This is a genomic window from Ruminococcus hominis, assembly GCF_014287355.1.
In the GTDB taxonomy this organism is placed as follows: Bacteria; Bacillota; Clostridia; order Lachnospirales; family Lachnospiraceae; genus Schaedlerella; species Schaedlerella hominis.
The window spans coordinates 1,504,862-1,526,746 of the sequence record NZ_JACOPE010000001.1; the positions used below are offsets into that span (position 1 = coordinate 1,504,862).

A 21,885-nucleotide genomic window follows, 5' to 3' on the forward strand; every position below is an offset into this window, starting at 1 on the left:
GAGGAAGGAAGGACACATGGAAGATATTACACAGAAATTTTTAGAGCGCCTGAAAGAATTGGTTGCCCTGGGCAAGAAAAAGAAAAGTATTCTTGAAATTCAAGAAATCAACGATTTTTTCCGCGATATGGATTTGTCAACGGAACAAATGGAAAGGGTTTTTGAATATCTTGAAGCGAACAATATTGACGTATTACGTATTAATTCGGATGATGACGATGATGTGGATTTGGATGCAATTATGTCGGATGAAGAAGATGTAGATGTCGAGAATATTGATCTTTCAGTTCCGGATGGAGTTAGTGTAGAGGATCCTGTTCGTATGTATTTAAAGGAAATCGGTAAAGTACCACTCTTAAGTGCTGAGCGAGAGATTGAGCTGGCACAGCGCATGGAAGAAGGCGATGAAGAAGCAAAAAAAGAACTTGCTGAGGCAAACCTTCGTCTGGTTGTCAGCATTGCAAAGAGATATGTAGGACGAGGAATGCTATTTTTAGATTTGATTCAGGAAGGTAACCTTGGTTTGATCAAAGCAGTTGAAAAATTTGATTATCACAAAGGTTATAAATTCAGTACTTATGCTACATGGTGGATTCGTCAGGCTATTACACGTGCTATTGCAGATCAGGCAAGAACAATCCGAATTCCTGTTCATATGGTAGAGACAATTAATAAATTGATTCGTGTGTCACGTCAATTACTGCAGGAACTTGGGCGTGAACCAACGCCGGAAGAGATTGCAAAAGAACTGGACATGCCGGTAGAGCGTGTGCGAGAGATATTAAAAATATCTCAGGAACCAGTTTCCTTAGAAACACCTATCGGAGAAGAAGAAGACAGTCATTTAGGAGATTTTATTCAGGATGATAATGTTCCTGTTCCGGCAGAAGCAGCAGCTCAGACTTTATTAAAAGAACAGTTAGATGAAGTGCTTGATACTTTGACTGAAAGAGAACAGAAAGTTTTAAGACTTCGTTTTGGTATGAACGACGGACGAGCAAGAACATTGGAAGAAGTAGGAAAAGAATTTGATGTAACACGTGAACGTATTCGTCAGATTGAAGCGAAGGCACTTCGTAAACTTCGTCATCCAAGTAGAAGTAGAAAACTTCGTGATTATTTAGATTAAGAGGATATCATATGGAATTATCAAAGAGACTGCAGGCAGTTGCAGATCTGGTAACACCAGGATATACAATTGCGGATGTAGGCACAGATCATGCCTACATCCCAATTTATCTTGTGGAAAAAGGAATTGTTCAAAGAGCGGTGGCTATGGATATTAATGAAGGTCCGTTGGATCGTGCAACAGAACATATTAAAGAAAATAAATTGGAAAATCAGATACAAACACGTTTGTCTAATGGGTTGCAACATTTACAAAAGGGTGAAGTGGACACAGTCATTCTTGCAGGAATGGGTGGAAATCTGATGATTAATATTTTAAATGAGGATTTTAATAAAACAAATTCCTTGAAAGAATGCATCCTGCAGCCACAATCAGAAGTGTTTAAAGTGAGAACCTTTCTTTTAGAGAAAGGCTTTTTGTTCATAGAAGAGAATATGGTTTTAGATGATGGAAAATATTATCCGATGATGAAAGTAATTCCCCCTGAAAAAATAGAAGAAATAAAACCAGCTTTCTGGTCAGAGATTGAAATACGTTATGGAAAATTACTGCTGGAAGAAAAAAATCCGATTTTAAAACAATTTCTCGAACGAGAGTCTGGCATTAGGAAAGATATTTTAAGTAAGTTAGAACGAGTAGAAGGGATACATATTTCTGAGCGAAAAGCAGAATTAAATCAGGAACTTTTCCAAATCAAGGAGGGGTTGAAATACTATGCAATGTAAAGAAATCATAGAAATAATAGAAGAAAACTATCCAAAAGAGGCTGCATTAACTTTCGATAATGTAGGACTACAAGCTGGACGTAGCACCAAAAAAGTATCAAAAATACTTTTAGCTTTAGACGCTACTACTCCAGTGATAGAACTTGCAGAAAAACAGGATGTTGATATGTTAATCACACATCATCCGTTGATTTTTTCACCGTTAAAATCTATTACGGATCAAGATTTTGTCGGAAGGAGGATTTTACGTCTAATTCAGGATGACATAGCATATTATGCAATGCATACAAATTATGATGTACTGGGGATGGCAGAGCTGTCAGAAGAAATATTGCAATTAAAAGAAACAGAAGTTTTAGATGTTACAGGAGAATTTTTCGGAATTTCACAAGGAATCGGTCGTGTCGGATTATTAGAATCAACTATGAGTTTAAGATCTTTTTGCGATTATGTGAAGGAAAAATTAGTGCTTAGTAATATAAAAGTATTTGGAGATTTAGACAAGAAGATTAAGAAAGTTGCAATTTCTCCGGGATCTGGAAAAAGTGAGATAGCAGTAGCATTAAAACATAATGTTGATGTGCTTGTTACAGGAGATATAGGGCACCATGAAGGCTTAGATGCTATGGAACAGGGACTTGCGATTATCGATGCGGGTCATTATGGAACAGAATATATCTTTGTGGATGATATGAAAAAATATTTATCACAGAGATGTCTGGGAGTTGAAATTATAACAGAACCTGTATCACATCCATTTCAAGTTGTATAGGTGAGAGCAGGAGAAAGGTGAGTGCAAGATGGAAGAAAGAATGTGTAAAGTAACAGTTGATGATAAAATTGTTGAATACAAGGAAGGCACAAAATATCAGACAATAGCACGGGATTTTCAAAAGTATTATGACCATCAAATTGTACTGGCTGTTATAGAAGATAATCGCTTGCAAGAGCTGAATAAAGCAGTGGAGGGAGACATAAAACTAAGCTTTATTACAACTGCAGATAAGGCCGGGTTTGAAACTTATAGACGAAGCATGTGTTTTCTACTTGTAAAAGCGGTTCATGATATAGGCGGACATGATAAGGTTGAGCGTGTTCGAATACATTTTTCTGTAAGTAAAGGATATTATTGTACAGTAGATGGTGAAATTACGGTTAATGCTGAGTTTTTAAGTCGTGTTGATGCTCGAATGCGTGAGATGGCAGAGCAGAAGATTCAAATAGAAAAGAAGTCGATACCGACTTCAAAAGCGATAGAACTGTTTCATAAACATAAAATGTATGATAAGGAACAGTTGTTTGAATATCGTAGAGTATCTACAGTGAACATCTATAGTATTAATGAGTTTGAAGATTATTATTATGGATATATGGTACCAGATACAGGATATTTAAAAAATTTTTCACTTCATTTATATGGAAAAGGCTTTGTGATTCAATTTCCAACCATGAGTGACCCTATATGTGTTCCTGAATTTGAACCTCGTGAAAAGTTATTTAAAGTTCAGAATGAGTCTATTGAATGGGGAGATTTACAGGGGATTGATACAGTTGGGGCTTTAAATGATATGATTACAAAGCATGATATGCGTGAAATCGTACTTGTTCAGGAAGCTTATCAGGAACGTAAAATCGGAGAAATCGCAGAGCAGATTGCAGAACATCCAGAAATAAAGTTTGTGCTGATCGCAGGTCCATCGTCTTCTGGAAAGACGACATTTTCCCATCGTCTGTCCATTCAACTTAAAGTGAACGGACTTACACCGCATCCGATTGCAGTTGACAATTATTTTGTAAATCGTGAAAATACTCCAAAAGATAAAGATGGTAATTATAATTTTGAATGCTTAGAAGCAATTGATGTAAAAAAGTTTAATGAAGATATGACAGCACTTTTAAATGGAGAAAAAGTATATCTTCCAATTTTTGATTTTAAGACAGGAATGCGTAACTATTCAACAATACCGAAACAATTAGGTGAGAATGATATTTTAGTAATAGAAGGAATCCACTGTCTAAATCCAAAATTAACAGAAAATCTGAATAATAACAATAAATTTAAAATTTATATTAGTGCACTTACACAGTTGAATATAGATGAACACAATCGTATTCCATCAACAGACGGAAGATTAATACGTCGTATTGTAAGAGATGCTGAAACACGTGGAACATCGGCCACTAAAACAATTGCAATGTGGAATTCAGTCAGAAAAGGAGAAGAGGAAAATATTTTCCCATTTCAGGAAGAAGCAGATGTGATGTTCAATTCGTCCCTTGTGTATGAATTAGCCGTGCTTAAGCAATATGTAGAACCATTATTGTTTGGAGTTGATAAACATGCTCCTGAATATATTGAAGCGAAAAGATTATTAAAGTTTTTCGATTATTTTATAGGAATAAGCAATGAAAATGTTCCGACGAATTCATTGTTGAGAGAATTTATCGGCGGCGGTTGTTTCCGCGTATAAATCAAAAAACGAGTCTAAGTAATTTTTTTATTGAGAAAATTACCTGGACTCGTTTTTGGTATTAAATATAGTTGTTTAGCAATCGTAAAATTTTTTGATTCCATCCAGGCGGCTATGCATGTTTTGCAAAAGTAAATCTGCAATTGTTATAGCAGCCATGGATTCTACTACAACAACAGCTCGAGGAACAATGATTGGGTCATGTCTTCCTTTGATAACTAATTCGGTATTTTTCTTGTCCTCGGTGACCGTCTGTTGCGGTTGTGCAATAGAAGGAGTAGGTTTTATAGCAGTGCGGAAAATTAAAGTATCCCCATCACTCATACCGCCTAATACACCACCAGAATGATTGGTTTTTTTATGGATTTCGTTATCTTTCACATAAAAAGCATCATTATTTGTGCTTCCATTTAATTCTGCAACATGAAATCCGTCTCCAATTTCAAAAGCCTTTACGGCACCAATAGAGAATATTGCTTGTGCAAGGCAGGAATCCAGTTTATCAAAAACAGGTTCGCCGATTCCAACAGGAAGTCCCTCAACGCGACATTCAATAATACCACCGGCAGAATCTGAATTTTCAAGCATCTTATCAAGATATTCAGAGGCGTGTTTGGCAATCTCATTATTAGGCATATATAATTTGTTTTCATTAATTTCATTGTAATGATAGTCTGATTCATCAACACAGATAGGACCGATAGATTTTGCATAAGTGCAAATATGTATACCAAGTTCATTTAGTAAGGCAGATGCTACAGCACCGGCAGCAACACGGCCAATAGTCTCTCTTCCGGAAGAACGTCCTCCACCGCGATAATCGCGAAAGCCATATTTCTGTGTGAATGTATAATCAGCGTGTCCCGGGCGATATACAGATGCAATATTACTGTAATCACGAGAACGCTGGTCTTGATTACGTACCATTAAAGAAATCGGCGTCCCGGTTGTATATCCTTCAAATATGCCTGACAATATTTCAACCTGGTCTGTTTCCTGTCTCATAGTTGTGTATTTGCTTTGTCCTGGCTTTCTGCGATTTAGGAAAGCCTGTATATCAGATTCTTGAAGTTTCAGTCCGGCAGGGCATCCATCGATTACAACACCGATTGCTGCACCATGAGATTCACCCCAGGTAGAAACTTGAAATAAACGTCCATATATTGAGCCACTCATTTAAAATCTCCTCCTTATGTTTGTGTAATATTTCATTAAAAAACATATAGCTTATTATATAAGAAGAAAAATGAACATGCAATTACTAATTGGGGTGAAATTTTTAAGAAAATTTGAATTTTGATAAAACCTTAAGATTTTACTGTACAATTGCAAGAATTCATAATATAATTGAGCCTAGATGTTGATTTATAAAAGGGGAGATACAACATGAAACAAAGAAAGATAACTAAAGGTAATAAAGAAAAGCAAATCAACAATACTGATTTTAAAGAAACAGATAAATTCCTAGAAGCTGAGGATGATACATTTGAAGAAGTAGACGAGGACTTGGGAACTGAGGATGATGCATTTGAAGAGGTCGATGAAAGTGCAGAAATCGAGGAGAATGATTTTACAGAAGCAGATGCTCAGGATGAAGAAGTTCCTGGAGGGGTAGACAATATAGAGGAATATGATGAATCAGAAAATGAAGATTTGTTTACATCTCAAGATGATTTCACAAGTGAGATTATAAATTTGGATGATAAGACAGATAAGAAAAAAAATAAAAAAGGGAAAAAAGTATTGTGGATAACACTGGGATCAATAGCAGGTGTGGTTGCAATTGTTTATTTAGGAATATCGTTTTTCTTTATGTCGCATTATTATATAAATACAGAGATTAACGGTCATGATTTTTCTATGAAAACAGCAGCAGATGTTGAAAAATATATGAAAGATCAAGTGAAAAATTACAGTTTAACAGTGTTGGAGATGGAACAGGCAGTAGATATTATTGATGGAGATACGATTGATCTGGAGTATAAAGCATCCGATGAAGCCGAAGCTGCAATTAAAGACCAGAATGCTTTTTTATGGCCAGCAGGTATTTTTTCTAAGAAATCTTGTCATATTAAACTGGAGGTTTCGTATGATGAAAGTAAATTGCAACAAGAGATTCAAAATCTGCAAACAGTGACGAGAGAACAAATAGAACCTAAATCAGCATATCCTAAATTTGATGGAAACCAATTTGTAATTGAGCCGGAAGTAAAAGGTACTGCAGTAGACCAGGACGTATTGAATGAAAAGATCAATCAATATATTACAGAGTTTAAATCAGAGCTTGATATGGAAAAAGAAGGGTGCTATAAGAAACCTGTTTATACTTCTGATTCAAAAGAGGTAAAAGCTGCTTGTGATGAGATGAATAAGTACTTACAGGCAAGTATTACATATACAATGACAGAGAATGTAGTTGTTGATAAATCTGTTATTAATAGCTGGGTAACAGTAGATGATGATATGAAAGTTTCTTTTGATGAGAATGCAGTCAGAGATTGGTTAACAGCATTTGGAGATAAGTATGATACCGTAGGAACTACCAGAACAATTACGACGCCTACAGGAAAAACGGTAGAAGTTTCTGGTGGAACATATGGCTGGTCAATTGATGAAGATACTGAATTTACAGCATTGACAAACAGTATTAAGAACGGAGAAGTTGTTACAAAAGAGCCGGCATATTATCAGACTGCAGCATCACATAGTGCACAAGACTGGGGTGATACTTATGCAGAAGTAGATATTTCAGCACAGCATATGTGGTATATTTCAGGGGGCTCCGTTGTGTTGGAGACAGATGTCGTTACCGGGGAGCCGATTCCGGAAAAAGAAACAACCTTGGGAGTATATGATATTTTGGAGAAATCTTTAAATAAAACCTTGATCGGAGAAGATAATCCGGTTACCGGAAAGCCAATTTATCAGACACCGGTATCATATTGGATGCGTGTTACATGGAGCGGTATTGGTTTTCATGATGCGATATGGCAGCCTGCTTTTGGAGGAACACTCTATCGAGATGGAGCAGGTTCACACGGATGTATTAACATGCCGCTTGATATGGCAGCAGCACTATATAATGTAATATCAGTGGGGACTCCGGTAATTGTTCATAATTAGAGAACTTATACATTTAAAGTTGTATTACACGTTCGACTTGAATTGGAATTATATAAAAAAAAGCAAAATAGGACAGCTTCTTTGAAAACAGCTGTCCTATTATAGAAAGAGGAAATTATGTACGAGTTATTAAGAAAAGATGGGAAAGCAAAACGTGGTCGTTTTCATACAGTGCATGGAACAATCGAAACACCCGTATTTATGAATGTTGGAACAGCAGCAGCAATTAAAGGTGCAGTTTCTACAGATGATTTACGTCAGATAAAAACACAAGTAGAGTTATCTAATACATATCATCTGCATGTACGTCCGGGAGATGAAGTTGTAAAGAAATTAGGTGGTTTACATCAGTTTATGAACTGGGACAAACCGATTTTGACAGATTCAGGCGGATTTCAAGTGTTTTCTCTGGCTGATTTAAGAAAGATTAAAGAAGAGGGTGTGCATTTCCATTCTCATATCGACGGACGTAAAATTTTCATGGGACCTGAGCAGAGTATGCAGATCCAGTCAAATCTTGCATCTACTATAGCAATGGCGTTTGACGAGTGTCCATCGAGTGTTGCAGATCGTAGATATATGGAAAATTCGGTTGCACGTACAACACGCTGGTTGAAACGATGCAAGGATGAAATGGAGAGGTTAAATTCATTGCCGGATACAATCAATAAGCAACAGTTACTGTTTGGGATAAACCAAGGCGGAGTATACGAAGATATTCGAGTTGAACACGCAAAACAGATTTCAAAACTGGATTTACCGGGATATGCGGTAGGCGGTCTGGCAGTGGGTGAAAGCCACGAAGAAATGTATCGCATTTTAGATGCAGTTGTTCCGGTATTGCCTGAAAATAAACCAACATATTTGATGGGAGTTGGAACACCGGCTAATATATTAGAAGCAGTTGACAGGGGTGTTGATTTCTTTGACTGTGTATATCCAAGCCGTAATGGACGTCATGGACATGTTTATACGAATCATGGCAAGTTGAATTTGTTTAATGCGAAATTTGAACTTGACAATCGTCCGATAGAAGAAGGTTGTCAGTGTCCGGCATGCAGAAGCTATAGCAGGGCATATATTCGTCATCTTTTGAAAGCAAAAGAAATGCTAGGTATGCGTCTTTGTGTATTACATAATTTGTATTTTTATAACACAATGATGGAAGAAATAAGAGATGCTATTGATGCAGGAGAGTATCAGGCATACAAAAAGCGCAAATTAGATAATATGTCACAACCATTAGACTAAAAATATAAAAAATTATAAAAAGGCAAAGAAAAAACAAAAATTAACTTGAAGAATAGTTGATTTATGTGTATAGTAATAGTATTGCTTTTTAATATAGGAGGATATATCATGCAAGGAATTGGAATTATTTTAATTTATGTTGTAATTCTTGGTGCAATGTGGTTCTTACTTATGAGACCTCAGAAAAAAGAACAGAAGAGAATTCAGGCAATGCTTTCAACAATGGAAGTCGGAGATACAGTTTTAACAACAAGTGGTTTTTATGGTGTTATTATTGATATCTCAGAAGAGGATGTGATTGTAGAATTCGGTAACAATAAAAACTGCCGTATTCCAATGCAGAAAGCTGCAATTGCACAGCTTGAGAAGCCAGGAACATCTACAGAAGCATAAGTTAAAGGGGTGAAAAGTTAAACTTTTCATCCTTTTTTGTTGCAGAAATTTATCGAATATTCACTTTTTATTGCTTCTTTTTTATAATTATGCAACACTTTTACGAATTAAAGGGTTGAAACGAAAGCAAAAATACGTTATTATAAGTACATTCGAGCAATTAAATGTAGAATATATAATCTGTGACAAACGGATAAACCATTTTATTTATGGAAGGGTGAAACATTATGAAACTGAAAATTGGTGTGATTAAAGGAGACGGTATCGGGCCGGAAGTTGTAAATGAAGCAATGAAAGTGTTAGATAAAGTCGGTGTTGTATACGGACATGAATTTGACTATACACAACTTTTAATGGGAGGAGCATCGATTGACACATACGGAGTTCCATTGACGGATGAGACAATTGAACTTGCAAAGAATAGTGATGCAGTATTACTTGGATCTATAGGCGGAGATGCTAAGACGTCACCTTGGTATAAACTAGAACCATCTAAAAGACCGGAAGCGGGGTTGCTGAAGATTAGAAAAGCATTGAATCTGTTTGCAAATTTAAGACCGGCGGTGTTATATGACGAATTAAAAGGAGCCTGTCCTTTAAAAGAAGAAATTACAGAGGGCGGCTTTGATATGATGATCATGCGTGAGCTGACTGGTGGTTTGTATTTTGGAGAACGTTCGACGGAAGAGAAAAATGGTGTTTTAACAGCGACAGATTCTCTGACATATACAGAAGATGAAATCCGACGTATTGCAAAGCGTGGTTTTGACATTGCGATGAAACGTCGTAAAAAAGTTACGAGTGTAGATAAGGCAAATGTGTTGGATTCATCCAGATTGTGGCGTAAAGTTGTAGAAGAAGTTGCAAAAGACTATCCGGAAGTAACTTTAGAACACATGCTTGTAGATAATTGTGCGATGCAGCTTGTGAAAAACCCACGCCAGTTTGATGTTATTTTAACAGAGAATATGTTTGGAGATATTCTTTCGGATGAAGCGAGTATGATGACTGGTTCCATCGGAATGCTTGCCTCAGCAAGTCTGAATGAAACAAAATTTGGAATGTATGAACCAAGTGGCGGATCAGCACCGGATATTGCAGGGAAAGGAATTGCCAATCCAATCGCAACGATTCTTTCAGCAGCAATGATGCTTCGTTTTTCATTTGACCTGGACCAGGAAGCGGATGCTATTGAAAATGCTGTAGAGAACGTATTGAAAGACGGATATCGTACAATAGATATTATGTCAGAAGGAAAAGTACAGATTGGAACAGCAGAAATGGGAAATAAAATCTGTTCATATATTACAAAATAGATAAAAGTCATAAAAAGAGAGGATGAATTGTCATGAGAAGTGATACAGTAACGAAAGGTATGCAGCAGGCACCACATCGTTCTTTGTTTAACGCACTTGGATTAACGAAGGAAGAATTAGAACGCCCATTGATTGGAGTTGTAAGTTCTTATAATGAGATTGTTCCGGGACATATGAATCTGGATAAGATTACAGAAGCCGTAAAATTAGGAGTTGCAATGGCTGGCGGTACGCCAATTATGGTTCCTGCAATTGCAGTGTGCGACGGAATTGCTATGGGACATATCGGTATGAAATATTCTCTGGTAACAAGAGATTTGATAGCAGATTCGACAGAAGCACTTGCAATGGCACACCAGTTTGATGGTTTGGTTATGATTCCAAACTGTGATAAAAACGTGCCGGGATTACTTATGGCAGCTGCAAGAGTAAATATTCCTACTATTTTTGTAAGTGGAGGACCAATGCTCGCAGGTCATGTAAAGGGCGAAAAAAGAAGTTTGTCAAGTATGTTCGAAGCAGTCGGTTCTTATGCAGCAGGTAAGATGACAGAAGAAGATGTCTGTGAATTTGAAAATAAAGTTTGTCCGACATGCGGATCATGTTCAGGAATGTATACAGCAAACAGTATGAACTGTCTAACAGAAGTTCTTGGTATGGGGCTTCCTGGAAATGGAACAATCCCAGCGGTTTATTCTGCAAGAATTCAGCTTGCAAAACATGCAGGAATGCAGGTAATGGAGCTTGTGAGAAATAATATCCGACCAAGAGATATTATGACAGAGGATGCAATTTTGAATGCATTGACAGTAGATATGGCGTTGGGCTGCTCTACAAATAGTATGCTTCATATTCCTGCAATCGCGCATGAGATTGGAATGGATTTTGAGATTGATTTTGCAAATGGAATCAGCGAGAAAACACCAAATCTTTGTCATCTTGCACCGGCAGGTCCGACATATATGGAAGACTTGAATGAAGCAGGCGGTGTTCCTGCTGTGATGAATGAATTAAATAAAAAAGGACTTCTTCATACAGATTGTTTAACAGTCACAGGAAAAACGGTTGGAGAGAATATTGCCGGAGCAGTAAATAGAAATCCGGAAGTTATACGCCCGATTGATAATCCATATACTCCAACAGGAGGTTTAGCAGTTTTAAAAGGCAATCTTGCACCGGATGGAAGTGTTGTGAAACGTTCAGCCGTTGTTGATGAAATGTTGGTACATGAGGGGCCGGCAAGAGTATTTGATTGTGAAGATGATGCTATCGCAGCAATTAAAGGAGGTAAAATTAAAGCTGGGGATGTTGTTGTGATTCGCTATGAAGGTCCAAAGGGTGGCCCGGGAATGCGTGAAATGTTGAACCCTACATCTGCAATTGCAGGAATGGGGTTGGGTTCCTCAGTAGCACTGATCACAGATGGTCGTTTCAGTGGTGCTTCCAGAGGTGCTTCTATCGGACATGTTTCTCCGGAAGCAGCAGTTGGCGGACCAATAGCGTTGGTAGAAGAAGGAGATATTATCAAAATCAATATCCCAGAGCTTTCTATTCAGCTTGATGTATCGGAAGAAGAACTTGCTGAAAGAAAATCAAAATGGGTTCCAAGAGAACCAAAAGTGAAAACAGGTTATCTTGCAAGGTATGCATCTATGGTTACATCTGGAAACCGAGGAGCAATTTTGGAAGTGCCAAAAAACAATTAGGAGGTGCCTTAGGGTGCAGTTGACAGGATCAGAAATAGTAATTGAATGTTTAAAAGAACAAGGCGTAGACACTGTATTTGGTTATCCGGGAGGAGCAATTCTTAATGTGTATGATGCATTATATAAACATCGTTCAGAAATACGTCATATCTTAACATCGCATGAACAAGGTGCTTCGCATGCAGCAGATGGATATGCAAGAGCTACGGGGAAAGTTGGAGTGTGTCTGGCTACCAGCGGACCTGGGGCTACCAATCTGGTAACAGGAATCGCAACTGCTTATATGGATTCCGTACCATTAGTGGCTATTACATGTAATGTAGGGGTATCGTTGCTTGGTAAGGACAGTTTTCAGGAAATAGACATTACTGGTATTACAATGCCGATTACAAAGCATAATTATATTGTAAAAGATGTAAATGATTTGGCAGACACCATTCGTAAAGCTTTTGATATTGCAAGAAGTGGCAGACCGGGACCAGTGTTGATCGATATTCCAAAAGATGTTACGGCAGAGAAAGCAGAATACATAAAAACAGAGCCTATAATGACTAAAAAATCCAATGTAGAAATTAAAGAAGAAGATATCGATTTGGCAGTTTCAATGATAGAAAAGTCTGAAAAACCATTTATTTTTGTAGGTGGCGGAACAGTGATCTCTAATGCTAACCAAGAATTGATGCAATTTGTAAATTTGGTGGATGCACCGGTTACAGATTCATTAATGGGAAAAGGAGCGTTTCCAGGAACTGATGAACGTTATACAGGAATGCTTGGAATGCATGGAACAAAAGCATCAAATTACGGTGTGAGTGAATGCGATTTATTGGTTGTAATCGGGGCCCGTTTTTCAGATCGTGTGACAGGAAACACGGCAAAATTTGCAAAAAATGCAAAAATTCTTCAGATTGATATCGATCCTGCAGAGATGAATAAAAATGTATTGATTACAGCAGGAGTTGTAGGAGATATTGCAGAAGTATTAAGTAAAATAAATAGCAAATTAAAACAGCAATCCCATACGGAGTGGATTGAAAAAATCAAAGATTATAAGCAAAAGTATCCGTTAAAATATCATGAAGCCGGACTGACAGGACCATTTATAATAGAAGAAATTTATCGCCAGACAAATGGGGAGGCAATCATTACAACAGAAGTAGGACAGCATCAGATGTGGGCAGCCCAGTATTATAAATACAGCGAGCCTAGAACGCTTCTTACATCAGGTGGCTTAGGAACAATGGGATATGGTCTTGGCGCGTCATTAGGAGCCAAGGTGGGATGTCCAGACAAGACTGTTATAAATATTGCCGGGGATGGATGTTTCCGTATGAACATGAATGAAATTGCTACAGCAGTAAGACATCAGATCCCAATTATTGAGGTAGTTATTAATAATCATGTTTTGGGTATGGTTCGTCAGTGGCAGAATTTATTTTATGAAGAGCGTTACTCGGCAACAGTGTTAAATGATAGCGTTGACTTTGTAAAATTAGCAGAAGCGATGGGCGCAAAAGGAATTTGTGCAACATCAAGAGAAGAATTCAATTCAGCTTTTGAAGAGGCATTAAAAGCAAATGTACCAGTATTGATTGATTGTCAGATTGACTGTGATGATAAGGTATGGCCGATGGTTGCACCAGGAAAAGCAATCAGTGATGTATTTGACGAAGATGATATGAAATAGAAATGAAAGCAGAAATAGGAGGAACAAAAAATGAGCAGAGTGTATAACTTTTCAGCCGGACCGGCTGTGCTTCCAGAGGAAGTGCTTCAGGCAGCAGCAGATGAAATGATGGATTACAAGGGAACAGGAATGTCCGTTATGGAGATGAGCCATCGCTCGAAACCATTTGAAGAAATCATTACAGAAGCAGAAGCAGACCTGCGAGATTTGATGGAAATTCCGGATAATTATAAAGTGTTATTCCTGCAGGGTGGAGCTTCACAGCAATTTGCTGCAATTCCAATGAATCTGATGAAAAATGGTGTGGCAGATTACATCATTACAGGACAATGGGCAAAAAAAGCAGCACAGGAAGCAGAAAAATATGGAAAGGTAAACAGAATTGCTTCATCTGAGGATAAAGTATTTTCTTATATACCGGATTGCTCGGATCTTCCGATTGATGATAATGCGGATTATGTATATATCTGTGAAAATAATACAATCTATGGAACAAAGTATAAGGAGCTTCCAAATACAAAAGGAAAGATTTTAGTAGCGGATGTTTCTTCTTGCTTTTTGTCTGAACCTGTTGATGTGACAAAATATGGTGTTATTTATGGTGGAGTTCAGAAAAATATCGGACCGGCCGGAACAGTTATCGTTATTATTCGTGAAGACCTGATTCGTGACGATGTATTTCCGGGTACACCTACAATGTTGAAATACAAAACACAGGCAGATGCAAAATCTTTGTATAATACACCGCCGGCATATGGCATTTATATTTGTGGTAAAGTATTCAAATGGCTCAAGAAAATGGGTGGACTTGAAGCAATGAAAGAAAGAAATGAAAAGAAAGCAAAATTACTTTATGATTTTCTGGATCAGAGTCAGTTATTTAAGGGAACAGTTGTTAAAGAAGACCGCTCCTTGATGAATGTTCCTTTTGTAACAGGAAATGAAGAATTAGATGCCAAATTTGTAAAAGAAGCAAAAGCAGCTGGACTTGAAAACCTGAAAGGACATAGAACAGTTGGTGGTATGCGTGCCAGCATTTATAATGCAATGCCATATGAAGGTGTTGAAGCACTCGTTGCATTTATGAAAAAATTTGAGGAGGAGAACTTATAAGATGTATAATTATCATTGCTTAAATCCAATCGCACAGATTGGTTTGGATATTTTCAATGAAGCTTATCAGAAAACAGATGCAGTTGATAATGCGGATGCAATTTTAGTCCGTAGCGCAGCAATGCATGATATGGAGTTTTCAACATCCTTAAAAGCTATTGCACGTGCAGGTGCTGGAGTGAATAATATTCCATTAGATAAGTGTGCAGAAAAAGGTATTGTTGTTTTCAATACACCAGGTGCAAACGCAAATGGTGTAAAAGAGCTTGTGATTGCAGGTATGTTGCTTGCATCCAGAGATGTTATCGGTGGAATTGACTGGGTAAAAGAGCATGAAGCAGATGCGGATTTAGCAAAAGCAGCTGAAAAGGCAAAAAAAGCATTTGCAGGAACAGAGATACAGGGTAAGAAACTTGGTGTGATTGGTCTTGGAGCAATTGGGGTATTGGTTGCCAATGCAGCAGTACATCTTGGAATGGACGTGTATGGGTATGATCCATATGTTTCCGTAGATTCTGCATGGAAGCTTTCAAGAAATATTCATCATGCGAAGACAGTGGATGAAATATATAAAGAATGCGATTATATTACAATCCATGTTCCGGCCTTAGATAGCACAAAAGGGATGATTAATCGTGATGCTATTCAGTTGATGAAAGAAAATGTTGTTGTATTGAATTTTGCAAGAGATGTCCTGGTAGATACAGGAGCAATGGTTGAAGCGTTGGAAGAAGGAAAAGTGAGACGTTATGTAACAGATTTTCCAATTCCGGAAATTGCAGGAGTAAAAGGAGCAATTGTAATTCCGCATCTTGGAGCATCTACAGAGGAATCAGAAGATAATTGTGCTGTTATGGCAGCAAAAGAATTACGTGATTATCTGGAAAATGGAAATATTACTCATTCTGTAAATTATCCAGATTGTAATATGGGAACAAAAGAAGAGAGTGGACACCGCATTACTATTCTTCATAAAAATATTCCAAACATGTTAGGTCAGTTCACAGCATTGCTTGCACAGGAAAATATGAATATTTCTCAGATGACTAACAAGAGTAGAAAAGAGTATGCATATGTTATGATTGATGTTGAAGCAGAAGTAACGCAGGAATTGGAAGAAAAATTGAATGTTATCGAAGGTGTTTTGAAGGTTAGAGTGATTAAATAATATCAACTTAATAAGAATAAAATTATAGGCAGAAGTATAACGGGGTACTTAGACGATGTTATACTTCTGCTTTTTTATGCATTAAAGTGTTGACAAATGTTGTATGGTTGTATACAATTATACAAGAATGTAAATATACAAGAATACTTGCATCGAAAAGTAAACACATTACGGCTCCATCAGAATACAACAAAAGTTGCGTCTTGATGAAACTGTAATGGCGTAAATGATTTATGAATTGGAGGAAAGCACAAATGGAAAATAGAAAAGTATTTATGAATAAGCAGACAAATCTTTTGGAACTAGAAGAACATATGTATCCGCTCGTGGATGTGGAAACACCAAATGTATTCCGCAATTTATTTCATTATGATGAGATTCCTAAGATTGCATTTAATGATCGTATTGTTCCTCATCATATGCCGGAAGAAATCTGGATTACAGATACTACATTTCGTGACGGACAGCAATCGAGGGCTCCTTATACAACAGAACAGATTGTAACAATTTATGATTATTTTCATCGTTTAGGTGGACCGCAGGGAAAGATTCGTCAAAGTGAATTTTTCCTTTACAGTAAAAAAGACCGTGATGCAGTTTACAAATGTCTTGAAAAAGGATATAAATTTCCAGAAGTTACAAGTTGGATCCGTGCAAGCAAAAAAGATTTTCAATTGGTTAAAGATATCGGCTTGAAAGAAACAGGAATTTTGGTAAGTTGTTCAGATTATCATATTTTTTATAAATTAAAAATGACACGACGTGAAGCAATGGAACATTATTTATCAGTTGTGCGTGAATGTATGGAAACAGGAGTGCGTCCGAGATGTCATTTGGAAGATATTACAAGATCTGACATTTATGGTTTTGTTATTCCTTTCTGTTTAGAATTGATGAAACTGATGGAAGAATATCAGATTCCAGTTAAGATTCGTGTGTGCGATACAATGGGATATGGAGTGAATTTCCCGGGTGCAGTAATCCCACGATCTATTCCAGGAATTATTTATGGATTGATGGTACATGCTGGTGTTCCAAGTGAGTTGATCGAGTTCCATGGACATAATGATTTCTATAAAGCAGTTAATAATTCAACTACTGCATGGCTTTACGGAGCATCAGGAGTAAACTGTTCCTTGTTTGGGATTGGAGAACGTACAGGAAACACCCCATTGGAAGCAATGGTCTTCGAATATGCACAATTACGCGGTACATTAGATGGTATGGATACAAGAGTGATAACAGAATTGGCTGATTACTATGAAAAAGAAATTGGGTATAAAGTTCCATCAAGAACACCGTTTGTAGGAAAGAACTTCAATGTAACAAGAGCCGGAATCCATGCAGATGGAATGTTGAAAAACGAAGAAATTTATAACATATTTGATACAGATAAATTTTTAGGAAGACCTGCGTTGGTTTCTGTATCAAATACTTCCGGAATAGCTGGGATTGTGTATTGGATCAATGCTTATTATAAATTGCCAAAAGAGAGACAGGTCGACAAAACATCTATGCTTGTAACAACATTAAAATCATGGGTTGACAAACAATATGAAGAAGGTCGAGTTACGGTCTTGACAGATGAGGAATTAGTTGACAAAATAGATAGTATATGTGAGGAATTACATATTACATTGTAACTTGGGAGGCAACAAATAAGAATGGAAGACTATCAGGATCATTCCTTAAGCAGTCGTGTATTCCAGAAGATCCGAGAAGATATTATAAAAGGAAAATATCAGGAGCATGATGAATTAAGAGAAAATACCATCGGCAAAGAACTTGGGGTTAGTCGTACACCGGTACGTGAAGCACTAAGACAATTAGAATTAGAAGGACTTGTTACGATTGTTCCAAACAAAGGTGCGTATGTGACAGGAATTTCAACGAAAGATGTAATGGATATTTATGCAATACGCTCTATGTTGGAAGGGTTGTGTGCACGTTGGGCAACAGAAAATATTACAGAAGAGCAATTGGATGAATTAGAAGAGATTGTATTACTTTCTGAATTTCATACAAAGAAAGAAGGAGGAAGTAATGCAGAGCAGGTGACCGTATTAGATGGAAGATTCCATACAGTGCTTTATGAGGCAAGCGGAAGCAGAATATTAAGTCGTACGATGATTGATTTTCACAAATTTGTACAGCGCGCCAGAAAGTCTTCAGTTATTTCTGAGGAACGTGCCAGAAAATCAATTCGAGAACATAAACAGATTTTACGTGCGATTAAAGATAAAGATACAGATTTAGCTGAGCAGTTGGCAAATGAACATATTATGCATGTGATTCAGAATTTAAAAAAACAAGGATATGACGAAACAGAATAGTGCTAGTTCAAAATAAAATGTTTGAAAAAAGAAAACATAGGAGGACGAAAAAATGGCAAAAATCAAAATGGCAACACCTATCGTTGAAATGGATGGAGATGAAATGACAAGAATTCTCTGGAAGATGATCAAAGAGAATTTGTTGGAACCATTTATTGAACTGAATACAGAATATTATGATTTGGGTCTGGAACATAGAAATGAAACAAATGATCAGGTAACGATTGATTCGGCAATTGCGACAAAAAAATATAAGGTTGCTGTAAAATGTGCGACAATTACTCCGAACGCAGCTCGTATGGATGAATACGATCTTAAAGAAATGTGGAAGAGCCCAAATGGAACAATTCGTGCAATTTTGGATGGAACTGTTTTTCGTGCACCAATCGTTGTGAAAGGAATCGAACCTTGTGTAAAAAATTGGAAAAAACCAATCACAATTGCAAGACATGCATATGGAGATGTATATAAGGGATCTGAAATGAAAATTCCTGCTGCCGGAAAAGTAGAATTGGTTTATACAGCAGAAGACGGAACACAGACAAAAGAACTCGTACATGAGTTTGACGGACCGGGTATTGTACAGGGTATGCACAATATTAATTCCTCTATCGAAAGTTTTGCAAGAAGCTGTTTCAACTACGCATTAGATACAAAACAAGATTTATGGTTTGCGACAAAAGATACAATTTCTAAGAAATATGACCATACATTTAAAGATATTTTCCAGGAAATTTATGACGCTGAGTACGATGGAAAATTTAAAGAAGCTGGAATTGAGTATTTCTATACACTGATTGATGATGCAGTTGCACGCGTAATGAAATCAGAAGGTGGTTATATCTGGGCATGTAAGAACTATGATGGAGATGTTATGAGTGATATGGTTTCTTCTGCATTTGGTTCCCTTGCAATGATGACATCTGTACTTGTTTCTCCAGATGGATACTATGAATATGAAGCAGCTCATGGTACAGTACAGCGCCACTACTACAAACATCTGAAGGGTGAAGAGACATCTACAAACTCTGTAGCAACTATTTTTGCATGGACAGGAGCACTTAGAAAACGTGGTGAGATGGATGGAAATGCAGAATTAATGGAATTTGCAGATCGTCTTGACAAGGCAACAATTGATACAATTGAAGCAGGAGAGATGACAAAAGATCTTGCACTTATTACTACAATAGAAAATCCAACAGTTCTCAATAGTGAAGAATTTATTAAAGCAATTGCAAAAAGATTATAAATATATGAAAGACACCCAATCTAAGGTGAGAGGGTGTCTTTTTTATATATTAGGAAAGTGCTTTCCTAATATATAAAAATCGCTCCGCTAAGGATGCGCACTGCGGCGTACAATGTAGGTGTCGCAAGCGACCGCCGCAGGCGCAAGAATGTGCAAAGCACATTCTTTGTTCTGAAATATATCTATTCTTCGGCTAAATCAGCCCATTGTTCATAAAGGGTTTCTAATTCTTCTTCATTTGAAGATTTTTCAATAGCGAGTTCCTGACATTTTACAGAATTAGAATAAATATCTTCTTGTGTCATCAATTCATCAATTTCCTGATTTCGTGTTTCTAAAACAGCAATTCGTTCTTCTGTCTTTTTTAAATCATTTTTACGCTTTCGCTCACGAGCCTGTGCTTCTTTCTGCTCTTGCCAACTTAACTTTTGACCAAAAGGCTCCTGAGATTCAGAAAAAGTGTTTGGATTAGTAACTTTTGAATTGACAGAAGTTTCCGGAGAAACAGGAGCATATTTTGCAGTTAATTCCTCTTTTTTCTCAAGATAATAGTCATAGTTTCCAATGTAATTTACAAATGTCTGGTTTACCAATTCCAAAATACGTGAAGCAGTCTGATTAATAAAATAACGGTCATGAGAAACATATAAGATTGTTCCGGTATAATCGTTTAAGGCCTGCTCAAGAATTTCCTTTGAAGTGATATCCAAATGGTTTGTGGGCTCATCAAGAATCAAAAAGTTTGCTTCGGAGAGCATTAATTTTGCAAGCGAAACACGACCTTTTTCACCACCGCTTAAATCACGGATGAGTTTAAACACATCGTCTGCAGTAAACTGAAAAGCAGCTAAAGTGTTTCGAATCTGAGTATTTGTTAGTGATGGATAGTCATCGGAAATTTCTTCAAAAATAGTCTTATTATCATGAAGTACGTGGTGCTCCTGATCATAGTATCCAATCTTTACCTTAGAACCTAAAGTAAAAGCACCTTCATCGGCATCTAATACCTGATTTAAAATTTTTAATAAAGTTGTTTTTCCGGTTCCGTTATCTCCGATGATTGCAACATGCTCACCACGTTTGATTTCAAATGAAATATCGGAAAACAGGGTTTGCGTCTCAAATCTTTTTGTTAAATGTTCAACTGTTAAAACATCATTACCACTGATACAAGATGGATTCAGCTCAAAATGCATTTCCTGTGTGGAATCCATCGGTTTGTCAATACGTTCTATTTTGTCAAGCATTTTTTCGCGGCTTTCAGCACGCTTGATAGATTTTTCTCGATTAAAAGATTTTAATTTTTCAATTACTGCCTCTTGGTGTTTGATTTCTCTTTGTTGATTTAAATATTCTTTCATCTGTGCATCGCGTAACTGACGTTTTTTTTCGGCGTAATCTTTATAATTACCATTATACATACGAAGATGCCCTTGATCTATTTCAACAACCTTAGTTACGACTCTGTTTAAGAAGAAACGGTCATGTGATACGATGAATACAGCTCCCGGGTAATTTAACAGATATGTTTCTAACCAGGATATAGAATTTAAGTCCAAATGGTTGGTCGGCTCATCTAATAATAGGATATCTGGTTTTGTTAACAGAAGTTTGCCTAAGGAAACACGCGTTTTTTGTCCACCTGATAGCGTGCTGGCTTCCTTTGAAAACTCATTTTCCTGAAAACCAAGTCCTTTTAACACCCCTATGATTTCACTTTCATATGCATATCCGTTCTTGGATTCAAATTCAGACATCAGACGGTTGTAAGTATTCAAGCGAGTCTGTAATTCATCACCGGATAAGCCCTTTAATTCGTGTTCAATCGTACGAATTTGTTCTTCAAGTTTTATAATGTCTGCTTTTGCAGTTTTTAATTCTTCGTAAATACTATTTCCACTGATTAGATTTTGCTGCTGTGCAAGATAACCAATTGTTTTCCCTTTTGTAAGAACAATATTCCCGCTGTCTGTTGGCTCTTCGCCAATGATCATTTTTAAAATTGTTGATTTTCCGGCACCATTCACACCGACAAAAGCAACCTTTTCTCTATCTTCAATATGGAAAGAACCATCTTTTACAATGATGCGTTCCCCGAAAGATTTATTTAGATTATGACATGCAAGTATCATATATACATCCTCCTATATTTAAGCATATCGTATTCATTATATCGAAATTTAGATAAAATACAACTAAAGAATTTAGGTTTCACAAAAAA

At 36.9% G+C, this 21,885-nt stretch carries 17 protein-coding genes; 15 read left to right on the forward strand and 2 right to left on the reverse strand.

All coding sequences use genetic code 11. The features are described from left to right. Positions 1-16 precede the first annotated feature (16 nt). Genes rpoD through H8S40_RS06690 form a run of 4 tightly spaced genes read left to right on the forward strand, consistent with a single transcriptional unit; the run spans position 17 to position 4,325 of the window. Positions 17-1,129 carry an RNA polymerase sigma factor RpoD gene (gene rpoD / locus H8S40_RS06675; protein WP_118723696.1) on the forward strand — a complete coding sequence of 371 codons (1,113 nt, stop codon included), beginning with the start codon at positions 17-19 and terminating at the stop codon, positions 1,127-1,129. Positions 1,130-1,140: 11 nt separating this feature from the next. After that, positions 1,141-1,854, forward strand: a complete 714-nt coding sequence (locus tag H8S40_RS06680) for a tRNA (adenine(22)-N(1))-methyltransferase (protein ID WP_022075108.1) — start codon at positions 1,141-1,143, stop codon at positions 1,852-1,854. Beyond that, positions 1,844-2,626, forward strand: a complete 783-nt coding sequence (locus H8S40_RS06685) for a Nif3-like dinuclear metal center hexameric protein (protein ID WP_186864889.1) — start codon at positions 1,844-1,846, stop codon at positions 2,624-2,626. Before H8S40_RS06680 ends, H8S40_RS06685 begins: the two co-directional genes overlap by 11 nt. 28 nt (positions 2,627-2,654) lie before the next feature. Beyond that, positions 2,655-4,325, forward strand: coding sequence for a nucleoside kinase (locus tag H8S40_RS06690; protein WP_186864890.1), 1,671 nt, complete (start codon positions 2,655-2,657; stop codon positions 4,323-4,325). Between the two features lie 75 nt (positions 4,326-4,400). Here the strand turns inward: H8S40_RS06690 and aroC are convergent, their stop codons facing one another. Beyond that, a complete protein-coding gene (aroC, locus tag H8S40_RS06695) occupies positions 4,401-5,501 on the reverse strand; it encodes a chorismate synthase (RefSeq protein WP_186864891.1) in 1,101 nt (366 codons plus the stop codon). 210 nt (positions 5,502-5,711) lie between these two features. Here aroC and H8S40_RS06700 point away from each other — a divergent pair, with 210 nt between their 5' ends. The 11 genes from H8S40_RS06700 to H8S40_RS06750 all read left to right on the forward strand — a co-directional run bounded on the left by H8S40_RS06700 (position 5,712) and on the right by H8S40_RS06750 (position 19,664). After that, positions 5,712-7,448, forward strand: a complete 1,737-nt coding sequence (locus H8S40_RS06700; protein WP_186864892.1) for a L,D-transpeptidase family protein — start codon at positions 5,712-5,714, stop codon at positions 7,446-7,448. Positions 7,449-7,565: 117 nt separating this feature from the next. Then, positions 7,566-8,699: a tRNA guanosine(34) transglycosylase Tgt gene (tgt, locus tag H8S40_RS06705; protein ID WP_186864893.1), complete on the forward strand. Its 1,134-nt coding sequence runs from the start codon at positions 7,566-7,568 to the stop codon at positions 8,697-8,699. 108 nt (positions 8,700-8,807) lie between these two features. Next, positions 8,808-9,092 (forward strand): preprotein translocase subunit YajC, encoded by a 285-nt coding sequence (yajC, locus tag H8S40_RS06710; protein ID WP_117988980.1) that lies wholly within the window; start codon positions 8,808-8,810, stop codon positions 9,090-9,092. A 227-nt stretch (positions 9,093-9,319) separates the two neighbouring features. Continuing rightward, positions 9,320-10,408, forward strand: a complete 1,089-nt coding sequence (gene leuB, locus H8S40_RS06715; RefSeq protein WP_186864894.1) for a 3-isopropylmalate dehydrogenase — start codon at positions 9,320-9,322, stop codon at positions 10,406-10,408. A gap of 32 nt (positions 10,409-10,440) precedes the next feature. Next, complete coding sequence (gene ilvD / locus H8S40_RS06720) at positions 10,441-12,114, forward strand: dihydroxy-acid dehydratase (protein ID WP_022075116.1); 1,674 nt, start codon at positions 10,441-10,443, stop codon at positions 12,112-12,114. A gap of 13 nt (positions 12,115-12,127) precedes the next feature. Further along, positions 12,128-13,801 carry a biosynthetic-type acetolactate synthase large subunit gene (gene ilvB / locus H8S40_RS06725; RefSeq protein ID WP_186864895.1) on the forward strand — a complete coding sequence of 558 codons (1,674 nt, stop codon included), beginning with the start codon at positions 12,128-12,130 and terminating at the stop codon, positions 13,799-13,801. 30 nt (positions 13,802-13,831) lie between these two features. Further along, complete coding sequence (gene serC / locus H8S40_RS06730; RefSeq protein WP_186864896.1) at positions 13,832-14,914, forward strand: 3-phosphoserine/phosphohydroxythreonine transaminase; 1,083 nt, start codon at positions 13,832-13,834, stop codon at positions 14,912-14,914. Position 14,915: 1 nt separating this feature from the next. Next, positions 14,916-16,082: a phosphoglycerate dehydrogenase gene (locus H8S40_RS06735; RefSeq protein ID WP_186864897.1), complete on the forward strand. Its 1,167-nt coding sequence runs from the start codon at positions 14,916-14,918 to the stop codon at positions 16,080-16,082. Positions 16,083-16,357: 275 nt separating this feature from the next. Then, positions 16,358-17,725: a hydroxymethylglutaryl-CoA lyase-like TIM-barrel protein gene (locus tag H8S40_RS06740; RefSeq protein WP_494545941.1), complete on the forward strand. Its 1,368-nt coding sequence runs from the start codon at positions 16,358-16,360 to the stop codon at positions 17,723-17,725. A 21-nt stretch (positions 17,726-17,746) separates the two neighbouring features. Then, positions 17,747-18,415 carry a GntR family transcriptional regulator gene (locus tag H8S40_RS06745; protein ID WP_022075121.1) on the forward strand — a complete coding sequence of 223 codons (669 nt, stop codon included), beginning with the start codon at positions 17,747-17,749 and terminating at the stop codon, positions 18,413-18,415. A gap of 52 nt (positions 18,416-18,467) precedes the next feature. Beyond that, the gene (locus H8S40_RS06750; RefSeq protein WP_118723689.1) at positions 18,468-19,664 is read left to right on the forward strand and encodes an NADP-dependent isocitrate dehydrogenase; all 1,197 of its coding nucleotides are present in this window, start codon (positions 18,468-18,470) and stop codon (positions 19,662-19,664) included. Positions 19,665-19,846: 182 nt separating this feature from the next. On the opposite strand, the gene abc-f is transcribed toward H8S40_RS06750, so the two are convergent. Next, positions 19,847-21,796 (reverse strand): ribosomal protection-like ABC-F family protein, encoded by a 1,950-nt coding sequence (abc-f, locus tag H8S40_RS06755; RefSeq protein WP_118736974.1) that lies wholly within the window; start codon positions 21,794-21,796, stop codon positions 19,847-19,849. Positions 21,797-21,885: the final 89 nt, after the last annotated feature.

Coding starts and splice junctions, on each gene's coding strand:
- H8S40_RS06690 (WP_186864890.1), top strand. CDS start 2,655: ATGGAAGAAAGAATGTGTAAAGTAACAGTTGATGATAAAATTGTTGAA.
- abc-f (WP_118736974.1), bottom strand. CDS start 21,796: ATGATACTTGCATGTCATAATCTAAATAAATCTTTCGGGGAACGCATC.
- ilvD (WP_022075116.1), top strand. CDS start 10,441: ATGAGAAGTGATACAGTAACGAAAGGTATGCAGCAGGCACCACATCGT.
- H8S40_RS06735 (WP_186864897.1), top strand. CDS start 14,916: ATGTATAATTATCATTGCTTAAATCCAATCGCACAGATTGGTTTGGAT.
- serC (WP_186864896.1), top strand. CDS start 13,832: ATGAGCAGAGTGTATAACTTTTCAGCCGGACCGGCTGTGCTTCCAGAG.
- H8S40_RS06745 (WP_022075121.1), top strand. CDS start 17,747: ATGGAAGACTATCAGGATCATTCCTTAAGCAGTCGTGTATTCCAGAAG.
- H8S40_RS06700 (WP_186864892.1), top strand. CDS start 5,712: ATGAAACAAAGAAAGATAACTAAAGGTAATAAAGAAAAGCAAATCAAC.
- rpoD (WP_118723696.1), top strand. CDS start 17: ATGGAAGATATTACACAGAAATTTTTAGAGCGCCTGAAAGAATTGGTT.
- tgt (WP_186864893.1), top strand. CDS start 7,566: ATGTACGAGTTATTAAGAAAAGATGGGAAAGCAAAACGTGGTCGTTTT.
- yajC (WP_117988980.1), top strand. CDS start 8,808: ATGCAAGGAATTGGAATTATTTTAATTTATGTTGTAATTCTTGGTGCA.
- H8S40_RS06740 (WP_494545941.1), top strand. CDS start 16,358: ATGAATAAGCAGACAAATCTTTTGGAACTAGAAGAACATATGTATCCG.
- H8S40_RS06685 (WP_186864889.1), top strand. CDS start 1,844: ATGCAATGTAAAGAAATCATAGAAATAATAGAAGAAAACTATCCAAAA.
- H8S40_RS06750 (WP_118723689.1), top strand. CDS start 18,468: ATGGCAAAAATCAAAATGGCAACACCTATCGTTGAAATGGATGGAGAT.
- leuB (WP_186864894.1), top strand. CDS start 9,320: ATGAAACTGAAAATTGGTGTGATTAAAGGAGACGGTATCGGGCCGGAA.
- H8S40_RS06680 (WP_022075108.1), top strand. CDS start 1,141: ATGGAATTATCAAAGAGACTGCAGGCAGTTGCAGATCTGGTAACACCA.
- aroC (WP_186864891.1), bottom strand. CDS start 5,501: ATGAGTGGCTCAATATATGGACGTTTATTTCAAGTTTCTACCTGGGGT.